Below are 13,100 nucleotides of genomic sequence, written 5' to 3'. Positions count from 1 at the left end.
ATGGGTAAGATTGCTTTTTTATTCCCTGGTCAGGGATCCCAGCATATTGGTATGGGGTATGAACTGTATCAAAAAGAGCCGAAAGCAAGACAGATATTTGAGGAAGCAGATCAAACGTTGGAAACAAACTTAAGCTCTCTTATGTTTGAAGGAGATGCGAAAGAATTAACACTTACATACAATGCACAACCTAGCCTGCTAACGGCAAGCATCGCCACGCTTGAAAAATTAAAGGAATACGGTATAACAGCCGATTTCATGGCTGGACATAGTCTAGGTGAATATTCAGCATTAGTAGCTTCTGGCGCGATGTCCTTTAAAGATGCAGTTTACGCTGTTAGAAAACGTGGTGAATTTATGAATGAAGCTGTCCCGGCTGGAGAAGGAGCGATGGCCGCGATTCTTGGCATGGATCGTGAAGCACTAAAAAATGTAACAGATCAGGTGTCCAAAGAAGGGAATCTCGTTCAACTGGCGAACTTAAACTGTCCCGGACAAATTGTTATTTCAGGAACTGCAAAAGGGGTTGAACTTGCCTCAGAACTTGCGAAAGAGCATGGCGCAAAGCGAGCAATTCCACTTGAAGTCAGCGGGCCGTTTCATTCTGAACTCATGAAACCAGCTGCCGAAAAATTGCAGGAAGTTCTTGATCATTGCAAGATTGAAAATGCATCTACACCTGTTATTTCTAATGTAACGGCTGATGTTGTGACAGATAAAGAAGACATCAAACAAAAACTGATTGAGCAGTTGTATTCACCTGTTCGCTTCGAGGAATCGATTAGCAGATTGATTGACGAAGGTGTTACAACTTTCATTGAGATCGGTCCGGGCAAAGTTTTATCTGGACTTGTTAAAAAAGTGAATCGTAGAGTTCAAACAATTGCTGTATCAGACCCAAATACAATTGAGCTTGCTGTTCAAACTTTGAAGGAGGAACAAGGACATGCTGGAGAATAAAACCGCAGTTGTCACCGGTGCTTCAAGAGGGATTGGCCGAGCGATTGCACTCGATTTGGCTAAACATGGAGCAAATGTCACTGTCAATTATGCAGGAAATGAAGCGAAGGCAAACGAAGTTGTTGATGAGATTAAAGCACTCGGCCGAGATGCGGTTGCGATCAAAGCCGATGTTTCAAAAGCTGATGATGTTCAAGCGATGATGAAACAAACAATTGAACGTTTTGGTTCCCTCGATATTCTTGTCAACAATGCTGGTATTACGAAAGACAATCTGTTGATGAGAATGAAAGAAAATGAATGGGATGATGTCATCAACATAAACTTAAAAGGTGTGTTCAACTGTTCAAAAGCTGTGACAAGACAGATGATGAAACAAAGAAGCGGTCGGATTATCAATGTCACCTCGGTTGTGGGAGTCATCGGAAACGCCGGACAAGCTAATTATGTCGCTGCAAAATCAGGTGTTATTGGTTTAACGAAAACCTTGGCAAAAGAGCTCGCTTCAAGACATATTACTGTGAATGCAATTGCACCAGGGTTTATCTCAACAGAAATGACAGATAAACTGACAAAAGAGCTTCAAGATGAGATGTTAAAGCAGATTCCACTTGCCCGTTTTGGTGAGCCTTCAGACATTAGCAATGTCGTTGTTTTCCTTGCGTCTGAACAATCTCGTTACATGACCGGTCAGACATTAAATATTGATGGCGGAATGGTCATGATTTAAATTTCTCTGGTTTTTTAAAAATGAATCAACTATAATACTTGAGGGGAGGTGAATAGCTATGGCAGACGCATTAGAGCGTGTAACAAAAATCATCGTAGACCGCCTTGGTGTAGATGAAGCTGACGTCACTCTTGAAGCCTCATTTAAAGAGGACTTAGGAGCTGACTCCCTGGATGTAGTTGAGCTGGTCATGGAACTTGAAGACGAGTTTGACATGGAGATTTCTGACGAAGATGCTGAAAAGATTGCAACAGTCGGTGACGCTGTGAACTACATAAATAGTAAGCAGTAAGCTCTAACTTAAAGTCCCGTTTAAAGACGGGGCTTTATCCCTTTATTATGCTTAGAAAAGCCGAACCAAGACCAAGCCTACCTGATTTTATAGGAGGCTAGGTATACTTGATGTACCTAGATGGAGGTTGCTATGTCAAAACATTCTCATTTCAAAGACAGAAAAGTGTTTCATAAAAAAGTGGAACAGTTTAAACAGTTTCAAGAACGAATTTCGGTTCAATTTCAAAATGAGAAGCTTTTATACCAAGCGTTTACACATTCATCTTATGTGAATGAGCATCGAAAGAAGCCTTATGAAGATAATGAAAGGCTTGAATTTTTAGGAGATGCTGTTTTGGAACTAACCATTTCTCAATTTTTATACGCTAAATACCCGGCTATGAGCGAGGGTGATTTGACAAAATTGAGAGCGGCGATTGTATGTGAGCCTTCATTGGTTTCTCTAGCCCATGAGCTTTCTTTTGGAGAGCTTGTCCTTTTGGGGAAAGGAGAAGAAATGACAGGTGGAAGAAAGCGGCCGGCACTGTTAGCTGACGTGTTTGAAGCTTTTATCGGTGCGCTTTATCTTGATCAAGGGCTTGAATCTGTCGTAACCTTTCTGAAAGCGTATGTCTTCCCAAAAATCGATGAGGGTGCTTTTTCTCATGTGATGGATTTTAAAAGTCAACTTCAGGAATTTGTACAGCGTGATGGACGAGGTTCTTTAGAGTACAAGATTCTTCAGGAGAAAGGTCCCGCACATAACCGTGAATTCGAAGCCAATGTATCGCTTAAAGGAGAAGTACTGGGAGTAGGAACCGGCCGATCCAAAAAAGAAGCTGAACAGCATGCCGCCCAAGAAGCGTTGGAAAAGTTACAAAAACACCATATTGAACAATAAATCCCCCTTGCCAAAAACAGGGGGATTTCAGTATATTAGCGCCTTTTATGAAAAGGTGTGATAGAATTGTAATACTTTAATACATGAGGAGGATCAGGATGTTCCTCAAACGTTTAGATGTCATTGGATTTAAATCGTTTGCAGAACGAATTTCTGTAGATTTTGTAAAAGGTGTAACAGCTGTTGTCGGACCTAATGGCAGCGGAAAAAGCAATATTACAGACGCGATTCGCTGGGTATTGGGGGAGCAGTCCGCCAAATCACTCAGAGGTGGCAAAATGGAGGACATCATTTTTGCTGGAAGTGATTCGCGAAATAAGCTAAATCTTGCGGAAGTGACGCTGACGCTTGATAATGAAGACCATTTTCTCCCGATTGACTTTCACGAAGTCAGTGTGACAAGGAGAGTCTACAGATCAGGCGAAAGTGAGTTTCTTATCAACAATCAATCTTGCCGCTTAAAAGATATCATCGATCTTTTTATGGATTCAGGGCTTGGTAAAGAAGCGTTTTCAATTATCAGCCAAGGGAAAGTCGAAGAAATTTTAAGTAGCAAGGCTGAGGAACGAAGAAGCATTTTTGAAGAGGCAGCCGGTGTTTTAAAATATAAATCAAGAAAGAAAAAAGCTGAAAACAAACTGTTTGAAACACAAGACAATTTGAACCGTGTCGAAGATATTCTTCATGAACTTGAGGGACAAGTCGAACCTTTAAAAGTACAATCATCAATCGCTAAAGATTATCTTGAAAAAAAGGAAGAACTTGAAAAAATCGAGATTGCTTTAACAGCATTTGATATAGAAGAACTTCATAAAAAATGGGAGGCTCTTGGAGAAAAAGTCGAGAAGGCAAAAGACGAGGAAATGTCGGCATCTGCCTCCATCCAAGGAAAAGAAGCTAAAATCGAACAGGCGAGAGATAAAATGCAGGCGCTTGACGAATCGATTGATGAACTTCAACAAGTGCTCCTTCTAACAAGTGAAGAACTTGAAAAACTAGAAGGCAGAAAAGAAGTTTTAAAAGAACGAAAAAAGAATGCCTCCAAAAACAGAGCACAACTCGAAGATACGATTGTACAGCGTGGGGAAAAAGAAAAAGACTTAAATGAAAAAATAACCAAACAAAAAATGGTTTATGAAAAGCTCCAAGCTGAAGTGAAAGAGATTAAAAAGCAAGTCAAAGATAAAAATCAAGCACTCTCAATGTACAGTGAAAATGTCGAAGAAGAAATCGAACAGCTGAAAAGCGATTATTTTGAGCTATTAAACGAACAGGCTTCGATTCGGAATGAGTTGCAGTTTATTGAGGATCAGATGTCTCAATCTGCTCACCAACAAAAACGTCTTGCAAATAACAACGAAAAATATTTGGATGAACGACAGGAACTCACTGAACAAAAAACAAAAACAGAACACGAGTTCACCCTCCTTGATGAGCAGCTTCATTCCCAGATTCAGGCCTATCGGGACACACAAAAAAGCTATGAACAAAAGAAAAACCAATATGAAAAAAAAGAGTCAGCTCTTTATCAAGCTTATCAGTATGTCCAGCAAGCTCGTTCAAAAAAAGAAATGCTTGAGACCATGCAAGAAGACTTTTCTGGATTTTATCAAGGTGTTAAAGAGGTACTGAAAGCTAGAAACGAACTGCCGGGTATCCATGGGGCGATTGCTGAGCTCATTCAAACAGACCAAAAGTATGAAACAGCGATTGAAATTGCCTTGGGAGCTTCAGCGCAACATGTTGTGACAGAACATGAAGATGCAGCAAGACAAGCGATTCAGTATTTGAAAAAACATTCATTTGGACGAGCAACATTTCTCCCGCTTTCTGTGATGAAAGAGAAGTATATCCAGTCTCGTGATCTTGCCCTTGCTAAAGAAAACCCGTCATTTATCGGAAATGCCAGTGAGCTTGTTTCATATGCATCATCATACAGGACGGTTGTCCAACATCTACTTGGCAATGTGCTGATTACAGAGCATTTAAAAGGTGCTAACGATCTTGCCAAACGGCTTGGACACAGATACCGGATCGTTACACTTGAAGGGGATGTCGTCAATCCAGGTGGCTCCATGACGGGTGGAGCTGTGAAGAAAAAAACCAATTCACTTTTAGGACGTACAAGAGAGCTGGAAGCGATGACAGAACGTCTACAGGAAATGGAAAGCAAATCCCAACTGCTTGAAGACGAAGTGAAAAGCTTAAAAATAGAGATCCAAGCTCTTGAAAAACAGCTTCAAACATTGCGTGAAGATGGAGAACGTTTAAGAAGTGAACAACAGCAAATGAAAGGCCGACTTTATGAACTAGAAGTTGCCGAAAAAAATGTTAACAGTCATTTGGAACTGTATGACAGAGAAAAAGCAGAGCTTCTTGAAGAGGATAGCACAAAAAAACAACGAACATTAGAACTTGAAGAAAAGCTAAAAGTCGTTTCTGAAAGCTTGAAGAAACTCGATGGGGAAATCGAGCATCTCACGGAAAGAAAGCAGACGCAAACATCAACAAAAGAAACACTACAAAGTGAGTTGACTGATTTAAAAGTTGTACTAGCGAAAACGGAACAGTCTTGTGCACATGAACGGGAAAAACTCACAAGGTTAGAAGAAGAGTTTTCTGAAAATGAAGAAGCTTTGAAAGTTACCAAAGAAGACCTCTCATTTCTCACAACAGAAATGTCATCAAGTTCAAATGGTGAGGAAAAGCTTGAGGACGCAGCGAAAAAGAAATTGAATGATAAAAATAAAACTGTGGAGCTTATCGCCTCAAGAAGAGATCAGCGGGCAAAACTACAAAAAGGGCTTGAAACAGAAGAGCTTGAACTAAAAGAAATGAAACGTCAATATAAACAAATGGCAGGCCTTCTGAAAGATGAAGAAATTAAGCTCGGACGTATGGAAGTGGAATTAGATAATTTGATTGCGTTCCTGCGTGAAGAGTATGGCTTATCATTTGAAGGTGCAAAAGAGAAATATCCTTTGGAACTAGCGGCTGAAGACGCGAGAAAGCGCGTTAAGCTCATCAAACTAGCGATCGAAGAACTTGGCACTGTCAATCTTGGAAGCATTGAAGAGTACGAAAGAGTGAATGAACGCTACGTCTTTCTAACGGAACAAAAGGATGATCTGCTTGAAGCGAAAAATACGCTCTTTCAAGTGATTGAAGAAATGGATGATGAAATGACGAAGCGATTTGCGGAAACCTTTACACAGATTCGCTCCCATTTCGAAGAAGTTTTCCGTGCGTTATTCGGGGGCGGAAGAGCTGAATTAAAGCTGACAGATCCCGAAGATTTACTTCATTCAGGTGTGGAGATTATCGCTCAACCTCCTGGTAAAAAGCTGCAAAATTTAAGTCTCCTTTCTGGAGGAGAACGGGCTCTGACAGCGATTGCTCTCTTGTTTTCGATTCTTAAAGTCAGACCTGTCCCATTCTGTGTGTTGGATGAAGTAGAAGCAGCACTTGATGAGGCCAATGTGTTCCGCTTTGCACAATATTTGAAAAAATATAGCTGTGAAACTCAATTTATTGTCATTACTCATCGAAAAGGTACGATGGAAGAAGCCGATGTTCTTTATGGTGTGACAATGCAGGAATCAGGTGTTTCTAAGCTTGTCTCCGTTAAACTGGAAGATACAAAAGAATTAGTTTAAGTAAAGCGAGGTTACGATGATGAGTTTTTTTAAGAAACTGAAAGAGAAGATCACAAAGCAAACCGATTCTGTCTCGGGAAAGTTTAAAGAAGGCTTGACCAAAACAAGACATTCGTTTCAGGAGCGGGTCAATGAACTCGTTTCCCGCTACCGAAAAATAGATGAAGACTTTTTTGAAGAGCTTGAAGAAGTACTGATCGGAGCGGATGTTGGTGTATCAACTGTAATGGAGTTGATTGATGAACTGAAGAGTGAGGTCAAACGAAAAAACATTCAAGACCCGAAAGAGGTCCGGGCTGTTATTTCTGAAAAGTTGGTTGAGATTTATGAAGGTGGAGAGAAAGAAGTCTCAGAGCTTAACATAGAGGATGGCCGTTTAAACATTATCTTGTTTGTTGGTGTTAATGGTGTTGGAAAAACAACAACAATCGGTAAACTAGCTCACCAATTTGTAAAGGAAGGAAAAAATGTCGTCCTTGCTGCTGGAGACACGTTCCGTGCAGGAGCGATCGATCAGCTTGAAGTGTGGGGAGAGCGAGTTGGCGCACATGTTGTCAAACAGGCTGAAGGTTCAGATCCGGCAGCTGTAATCTATGATGCTGTTCAGGCCGCCAAAGCAAGAGGTGCTGATGTTCTTCTTTGTGATACAGCAGGACGACTACAAAATAAGGTGAACTTGATGAAGGAACTTGAAAAGGTGAAACGCGTGATTCAGCGTGAAGTGCCTGAAGCGCCTCATGAAGTGTTGCTTGTCTTAGATGCGACAACAGGTCAAAATGCCATGACACAGGCGAAAGAGTTTTCAAAAGCGACAGATGTATCAGGAATTGTGTTAACAAAACTTGATGGAACGGCAAAAGGTGGAATTGTTTTGGCGATTCGTCATGAACTGAACATTCCCGTTAAATTTGTCGGACTTGGAGAAAAAATGGATGACTTACAACCATTTAATGCAGAGTCTTATGTCTACGGCTTGTTTTCAGATCTAATCGACACAGAAAACTAGTTCTTGATAAATGACAAGATAAAAACTTGACAGTTAAAACAAATCACAGTAAACTAATGTATTGTAAAGGGATTTGACTTAACAAAGGGGAGAGTCTCATGACGCTTGAAAAAACAACGAGAATGAATTACTTATTTGATTTCTACCAGTCGTTGTTAACATCTAAACAAAAAAGCTACATGTCGCTTTACTACTTAGACGATTTCTCCCTTGGCGAAATAGCTGAAGAATATCATGTCTCAAGGCAAGCTGTCTATGATAACATTAAACGGACTGAAGCTATGCTTGAGCAATATGAAGAAAAGCTACTTTTGTTTAAAAAATTTCAAGAGCGCAAAAAAATATTTGAACAGTTGAGAAAATTGACTGCTGATCAGACTGAAACGGTCAGACTGATTGATGCGCTTGAGAAATTAGATTAGGAGGCGGCACTTAAAATGGCATTCGAAGGATTAGCCGACCGACTGCAGAAAACGATTTCTAAAATCCGCGGCAAAGGAAAAGTAACAGAACAAGACGTTAAAGAAATGATGCGTGAAGTTCGTTTAGCGCTCCTTGAAGCGGATGTCAACTTTAAAGTCGTTAAAGATTTTGTGAAAAAGGTAAGTGAACGAGCTGTCGGTCAGGACGTCATGAAAAGTCTGACACCAGGACAACAAGTCATTAAAGTTGTCAAAGAGGAACTGACAGAGCTGATGGGCGGAGAAGAAAGTAAAATTGCCACAGCCAAACGTCCACCAACTGTGATTATGATGGTTGGTTTACAAGGAGCCGGTAAAACGACCACAACAGGAAAACTTGCCAACCTGCTTCGTAAAAAGCATAATCGCAATCCGCTCTTAGTAGCAGCTGATATTTACCGACCAGCTGCAATTAAACAGTTAGAAACACTCGGAAAACAGCTAAGTATGCCTGTGTTTTCACTTGGTGATCAAGTCAGCCCGATCGATATTGCAAAACAGGCGATTGAAAAGGCGAAAGAAGACCATCATGACTATGTGCTCATCGATACAGCAGGACGTCTTCATATTGATGAAGAACTGATGGATGAACTGCACAAAGTAAAAGAAATCGCTCAGCCGGAAGAAATATTCCTTGTTGTTGATTCCATGACAGGACAGGATGCGGTTAATGTTGCGAAAAGTTTTAACGACCAGCTTGGTGTAACAGGAGTTATCCTGACCAAACTTGATGGTGATACAAGAGGTGGTGCGGCTTTATCAATTCGCGCTGTGACAAATACGCCGATTAAATTTGCCGGACTCGGTGAAAAACTTGATGCACTCGAACCGTTTCACCCTGAACGAATGGCTTCACGAATTCTTGGTATGGGTGATGTGCTGACCTTGATCGAAAAAGCCCAAGCAAATGTTGATGAAGAAAAAGCAAAAGAGCTTGAGCAAAAAATGAAAAATATGAGCTTTACGCTTGATGACTTTTTAGAACAGCTTGGTCAGGTTCGCAATATGGGTCCTCTTGATGAGCTTATTCAAATGATGCCTGGTGCAGGTAAAATGAAAGGCTTAAAAAATGTCAAGGTCGATGAAAAACAGCTCAACCATGTTGAAGCGATCATTAAATCGATGACTGGAAAAGAAAAAGAACAACCTGAAGTCATAAATGCTAGCAGACGCAAACGAATTGCGAAAGGTAGCGGAACATCAGTTCAGGAAGTCAACCGTCTTTTAAAACAATTTGAAGATATGAAAAAAATGATGAAGCAAATGACAAACATGACAAAAGGGAAGAAAAAAGGTTTTAAATTGCCCTTTATGTAAACTCGTTTTCTGATGATCAAAACGTTGTTAAGAAAAAACACTTTACAAACACTTTTATCATTGTTAATATACTATCTTGTTGAAATATTTTCGGAGGTGCTAGGTAAAATGGCAGTAAAAATTCGTTTAAAACGTATGGGAGCAAAAAAATCTCCTTTCTATCGTATTGTTGTAGCAGATTCTCGTTCACCACGTGACGGTCGTTTCATTGAAACAGTCGGAACTTACAACCCGGTAGCGAAACCAGCAGAGGTAAAAATCGATGAAGAGCTTGCTCTTAAATGGCTTCAAACAGGAGCTAAACCGTCTGACACGGTACGCAACCTTTTCTCAAAAGAAGGTATTATGGAAAAATTCCACAATGCTAAACAAAGTAAGTAATGAGTGATCTACACTTGGAAGAGCTGATTGTATCTTTAGTCAAACCGCTTGTGGATCATCCTGATGATATTCGGGTAACCAAAGAGGAACAACATCAACAGATCATAATCCGTCTTTCTGTCAATCAAGAAGATACCGGTAAAATTATCGGGAAAAAAGGGCGGACTGCAAGAGCGATACGTTCTGTGGTGTTTGCGGCTGGCGCACAGTCTTCTAAGAAAGTTCAACTTGAGATTGCAGACTAAGGGAGAGGGTTTAAAACCTCCCCCTTTTTTATCATGAGAGAAAAAATCACTTGGATGAGTAGGTGATGTATCATGCAAATTATTCAGCGTGTAACTGTCATGCAAATCTTAACTGAAAATAGTAAGAAAAAACTGCTCGCTTTCTTTGAAGAAAAAAAAGAAATGCTAGAACGTGAATGTAGCCAACTTTATTTTCAACTTAGAAAACACGAAAAAGAACATCACAATTCAGCAGCAGCCGATTCATTCAAAAAAGAAATTGAAAAGCGCCATGATAAAATGAAAATGATCGAATTTCAAATTCATCAAATTCATACGCTTCCATTAGGCAGTGAAGTGAAAGAAAAAGAAGTTGATGCTTTGTTAAATATTGAAGTCGGTGATCATTGGAATGAGATGACTGAAGGAAAAACAATCGTAATTGAAGACGGAATCGTCAATGAAATTCGTCCGAGGTGAAAACATGCAGAAACGATGGTTTAATGTAGGGAAAATTGTCAATACTCATGGAGTGAAAGGTGAAATACGTGTGATTTCAAAAACTGATTTTCCTGAAGAACGATATCAACCTGGAAACACGCTTTACATATTTACAGAACAACAGGAAGAACCCATTCAAGCAACGATAAGTTCGCATCGGCTTCATAAACAATTTCATCTTTTGCAATTTAAAGAGATAGCAACATTAACTGAAGCTGAAAAACTAAAAAATGCTTTGATCAAAGTTCCAGAAGACCAGTTAGGTCAATTGGCAGAAGACGAATACTACTTTCATGAAATTATCGGCTGTGATGTTTTCTCAGAAGAAGGAGATCAACTCGGTAAGGTGAAAGAAATTTTAACTCCCGGTGCAAACGATGTTTGGGTCATAGCGCGCTCTGGTCAAAAAGATGTGCTGATCCCTTATATCGAATCTGTCGTAAAAAGCATTAACGTCAAAGAAAAAATCATTAAGATTCATATGATGGAAGGATTACTTGACGAATGAGAATTGATTTTTTAACACTTTTTCCAGACATGTTTGAAGGTGTACTAGGTTCTTCAATTCTTCAGAAAGCCCAAGAGAAACACGCTGTCGATTTTCATGTCGTTAATTTCCGGGCTTATTCTGATCATAAGCATCAAACTGTTGATGATTATCCGTATGGCGGTGGCGCAGGCATGGTCTTAAAACCGCAACCTGTCTTTGATGCGGTCAAAAACTTGAGTAGTGAGGCAGAGAAAGATCCCCGCATTATCATTGTTTGTCCTCAAGGTGAGCGCTACACTCAAAAAAAAGCGGAAGAGCTTGCCAAAGAGGAACACTTAATGTTTATTTGTGGCCATTATGAAGGGTATGATGAGCGAATCAGAGAACACCTGGCAACCGACGAGATTTCTATTGGTGACTTTGTGCTGACAGGTGGTGAACTGCCAGCGATGATGATCGCTGATAGTGTTGTCAGACTGTTACCGGGGGTCCTCGGCAAAGAAGAATCACACCTAGAAGATTCTTTCAGTACAGGTCTACTCGAACATCCGCATTACACACGCCCTGCAGATTACAAAGGCTTAAAGGTTCCCGATGTTCTCATCTCTGGAAATCATGCCAAGATTAACGAATGGAGACGAAAAGAGTCGCTCAAACGGACATTTTTAAGACGACCTGATCTTCTCGAACACTATTCTTTATCAGATGAAGAACGAAAATGGATTTCAGAATGGGAAAACCGCTAGATTCTATTGCGTCTTGTAGAAAGATATGATATGATACTACTTGTGACTTGAACGGGACTCTCGTTTAAGTTTGAAAACGATGTTCCGCTGTGGTCGTTATTTTCCCATGAGCATCTGTTGGAAGGAGTTGAAGACGATGCAAAAATTGATTCAAGAAATCACAAAAGAACAACTACGCACTGATTTGCCTGCGTTCCGTCCTGGTGACACTTTACGTGTACACGTTAAAGTTGTTGAGGGTAACCGTGAACGTATTCAGGTCTTTGAAGGTGTTGTGATCAAGCGTCGTGGTGGCGGAATCAGCGAAACTTTCACAGTTCGTAAAATTTCTTACGGTGTTGGAGTTGAGCGTACATTCCCATTGCACACACCAAAAATCGCGAAAATCGAAGTTGTCCGTCATGGTAAAGTACGCCGTGCGAAACTTTATTACTTACGTGAACTTCGTGGAAAAGCGGCTCGTATTAAAGAAATTAGACGATAATGATAATGAACGAAAAGAGCTTGTTAACCATAACAAGCTCTTTTTTTATAAATGATCTAAATAACAGAAAGAAGGTGGTCGTCGTGGTGATTCAATGGTTTCCTGGCCATATGGCGAAAGCAAGGCGGGAAGTAACGGAAAAATTAAAGTTGATCGACATTGTATATGAACTTGTTGATGCGAGAATCCCCATGTCCTCAAGAAATCCGATGATCGAAGATATTTTGAAGCACAAACCGCGGATCATGCTACTCAACAAAGCGGATAAAGCTGATTCACTGGTGACGAATAAGTGGAAACAGCATTTTGAAGCAGATGGGATTCCCTCACTTGCAATCAATTCTGTCAATGGGCAAGGATTAAATCAAATTTTACCCGCTTCAAAAGAGTTGCTAAAAGAAAAATTTGACAAAATGAAAGCAAAAGGTGTCAAGCCTCGAGCAATTAGGGCGTTAATTGTTGGTATTCCAAATGTGGGAAAATCGACTTTGATCAATCGACTTGCCAAAAAAAATATTGCCAAAACCGGTGATAGACCTGGAGTGACAACAGCACAGCAATGGGTAAAAGTCGGCAAAGAATTGGAACTTCTCGATACCCCGGGGATTTTATGGCCGAAGTTTGAGGATGAGCTTGTTGGCTTAAAGCTTGCGGCGACAGGAGCCATTAAAGATTCAATTATCAATTTACAGGATGTTGCAGTATTCGGTTTACGCTTTTTAGAAGAGCACTATCCTGAGCGTTTAAAGAACCGCTATGATTTTGTAGAGATCCCTGAAGAGATTGCACAACTGTTTGATGAGATCGGTAAAAAACGCGGGTGTCTAATGGCCGGTGGTGCGATTGATTACGATAAAACAACAGAGGTCATTATTCGGGATATCAGGACAGAAAAATTTGGGCCACTCTCATTTGAAGAGCCTGAAGAAATAGAAAAAGGCGCGCTTTAAAAAAAGGCGGGTCTTTATTT

General features: G+C 40.3%; 15 protein-coding genes. All 15 read left to right on the top strand.

Annotated features, from left to right (window positions below):
• The 15 genes from fabD (at position 1) to ylqF (ending at position 13,080) form a co-directional block, all read left to right on the top strand.
• Positions 1–960 (top strand): ACP S-malonyltransferase, encoded by a 960-nt coding sequence (gene fabD, locus PDT38_RS04205; protein ID WP_270799237.1) that lies wholly within the window; start codon positions 1–3, stop codon positions 958–960.
• A complete protein-coding gene (gene fabG, locus PDT38_RS04200; protein WP_270799235.1) occupies positions 947–1,690 on the top strand; it encodes a 3-oxoacyl-[acyl-carrier-protein] reductase in 744 nt (247 codons plus the stop codon). The genes fabD and fabG overlap by 14 nt, the downstream gene beginning before the upstream one ends.
• 58 nt (positions 1,691–1,748) lie before the next feature.
• On the top strand, positions 1,749–1,982 hold the full coding sequence (gene acpP / locus PDT38_RS04195) for an acyl carrier protein (protein ID WP_003181706.1): 234 nt from the start codon (positions 1,749–1,751) through the stop codon (positions 1,980–1,982).
• Positions 1,983–2,114: 132 nt separating this feature from the next.
• Positions 2,115–2,864, top strand: a complete 750-nt coding sequence (rnc, locus tag PDT38_RS04190) for a ribonuclease III (protein ID WP_270799232.1) — start codon at positions 2,115–2,117, stop codon at positions 2,862–2,864.
• Between the two features lie 98 nt (positions 2,865–2,962).
• Complete coding sequence (gene smc / locus PDT38_RS04185) at positions 2,963–6,520, top strand: chromosome segregation protein SMC (RefSeq protein ID WP_270799231.1); 3,558 nt, start codon at positions 2,963–2,965, stop codon at positions 6,518–6,520.
• A gap of 19 nt (positions 6,521–6,539) precedes the next feature.
• Positions 6,540–7,526, top strand: a complete 987-nt coding sequence (gene ftsY, locus PDT38_RS04180; RefSeq protein ID WP_270799229.1) for a signal recognition particle-docking protein FtsY — start codon at positions 6,540–6,542, stop codon at positions 7,524–7,526.
• Between the two features lie 98 nt (positions 7,527–7,624).
• On the top strand, positions 7,625–7,948 hold the full coding sequence (locus PDT38_RS04175; protein ID WP_270799228.1) for a putative DNA-binding protein: 324 nt from the start codon (positions 7,625–7,627) through the stop codon (positions 7,946–7,948).
• A gap of 15 nt (positions 7,949–7,963) precedes the next feature.
• Positions 7,964–9,304 carry a signal recognition particle protein gene (gene ffh / locus PDT38_RS04170; RefSeq protein ID WP_270799226.1) on the top strand — a complete coding sequence of 447 codons (1,341 nt, stop codon included), beginning with the start codon at positions 7,964–7,966 and terminating at the stop codon, positions 9,302–9,304.
• 108 nt (positions 9,305–9,412) lie between these two features.
• Positions 9,413–9,685: a 30S ribosomal protein S16 gene (gene rpsP / locus PDT38_RS04165; RefSeq protein ID WP_006638197.1), complete on the top strand. Its 273-nt coding sequence runs from the start codon at positions 9,413–9,415 to the stop codon at positions 9,683–9,685.
• A complete protein-coding gene (locus PDT38_RS04160) occupies positions 9,685–9,930 on the top strand; it encodes a KH domain-containing protein (protein WP_270799225.1) in 246 nt (81 codons plus the stop codon). The genes rpsP and PDT38_RS04160 overlap by 1 nt, the downstream gene beginning before the upstream one ends.
• A 72-nt stretch (positions 9,931–10,002) precedes the next feature.
• Entirely contained in the window at positions 10,003–10,389 is a 387-nt protein-coding gene (locus PDT38_RS04155; protein WP_270799224.1) for a YlqD family protein, read from the top strand.
• Positions 10,390–10,393: 4 nt separating this feature from the next.
• The gene (rimM, locus tag PDT38_RS04150) at positions 10,394–10,918 is read left to right on the top strand and encodes a ribosome maturation factor RimM (RefSeq protein ID WP_270799223.1); all 525 of its coding nucleotides are present in this window, start codon (positions 10,394–10,396) and stop codon (positions 10,916–10,918) included.
• Positions 10,915–11,646, top strand: coding sequence for a tRNA (guanosine(37)-N1)-methyltransferase TrmD (gene trmD / locus PDT38_RS04145; protein ID WP_270799221.1), 732 nt, complete (start codon positions 10,915–10,917; stop codon positions 11,644–11,646). Before rimM ends, trmD begins: the two co-directional genes overlap by 4 nt.
• Positions 11,647–11,782: 136 nt before the next feature.
• On the top strand, positions 11,783–12,130 hold the full coding sequence (rplS, locus tag PDT38_RS04140) for a 50S ribosomal protein L19 (RefSeq protein WP_172299469.1): 348 nt from the start codon (positions 11,783–11,785) through the stop codon (positions 12,128–12,130).
• Between the two features lie 83 nt (positions 12,131–12,213).
• The gene (gene ylqF, locus PDT38_RS04135) at positions 12,214–13,080 is read left to right on the top strand and encodes a ribosome biogenesis GTPase YlqF (protein WP_270799219.1); all 867 of its coding nucleotides are present in this window, start codon (positions 12,214–12,216) and stop codon (positions 13,078–13,080) included.
• The last annotated feature ends 20 nt before the right edge of the window (positions 13,081–13,100 follow it).

Source organism: Bacillus changyiensis (genome assembly GCF_027706145.1).
GTDB lineage: Bacteria > Bacillota > Bacilli > Bacillales > Bacillaceae > Bacillus > Bacillus changyiensis.
This window is presented reverse-complemented; position numbering and strand designations above follow the sequence as displayed.

Bases quoted from the DNA above. Each gene is read 5' to 3' on its own strand.
- ffh (WP_270799226.1), top strand. From the start codon at position 7,964: ATGGCATTCGAAGGATTAGCCGACCGACTGCAGAAAACGATTTCTAAA.
- acpP (WP_003181706.1), top strand. From the start codon at position 1,749: ATGGCAGACGCATTAGAGCGTGTAACAAAAATCATCGTAGACCGCCTT.
- rnc (WP_270799232.1), top strand. From the start codon at position 2,115: ATGTCAAAACATTCTCATTTCAAAGACAGAAAAGTGTTTCATAAAAAA.
- ftsY (WP_270799229.1), top strand. From the start codon at position 6,540: ATGAGTTTTTTTAAGAAACTGAAAGAGAAGATCACAAAGCAAACCGAT.
- PDT38_RS04155 (WP_270799224.1), top strand. From the start codon at position 10,003: ATGCAAATTATTCAGCGTGTAACTGTCATGCAAATCTTAACTGAAAAT.
- PDT38_RS04160 (WP_270799225.1), top strand. From the start codon at position 9,685: ATGAGTGATCTACACTTGGAAGAGCTGATTGTATCTTTAGTCAAACCG.
- rplS (WP_172299469.1), top strand. From the start codon at position 11,783: ATGCAAAAATTGATTCAAGAAATCACAAAAGAACAACTACGCACTGAT.
- rpsP (WP_006638197.1), top strand. From the start codon at position 9,413: ATGGCAGTAAAAATTCGTTTAAAACGTATGGGAGCAAAAAAATCTCCT.
- rimM (WP_270799223.1), top strand. From the start codon at position 10,394: ATGCAGAAACGATGGTTTAATGTAGGGAAAATTGTCAATACTCATGGA.
- fabD (WP_270799237.1), top strand. From the start codon at position 1: ATGGGTAAGATTGCTTTTTTATTCCCTGGTCAGGGATCCCAGCATATT.
- trmD (WP_270799221.1), top strand. From the start codon at position 10,915: ATGAGAATTGATTTTTTAACACTTTTTCCAGACATGTTTGAAGGTGTA.
- smc (WP_270799231.1), top strand. From the start codon at position 2,963: ATGTTCCTCAAACGTTTAGATGTCATTGGATTTAAATCGTTTGCAGAA.
- fabG (WP_270799235.1), top strand. From the start codon at position 947: ATGCTGGAGAATAAAACCGCAGTTGTCACCGGTGCTTCAAGAGGGATT.
- PDT38_RS04175 (WP_270799228.1), top strand. From the start codon at position 7,625: ATGACGCTTGAAAAAACAACGAGAATGAATTACTTATTTGATTTCTAC.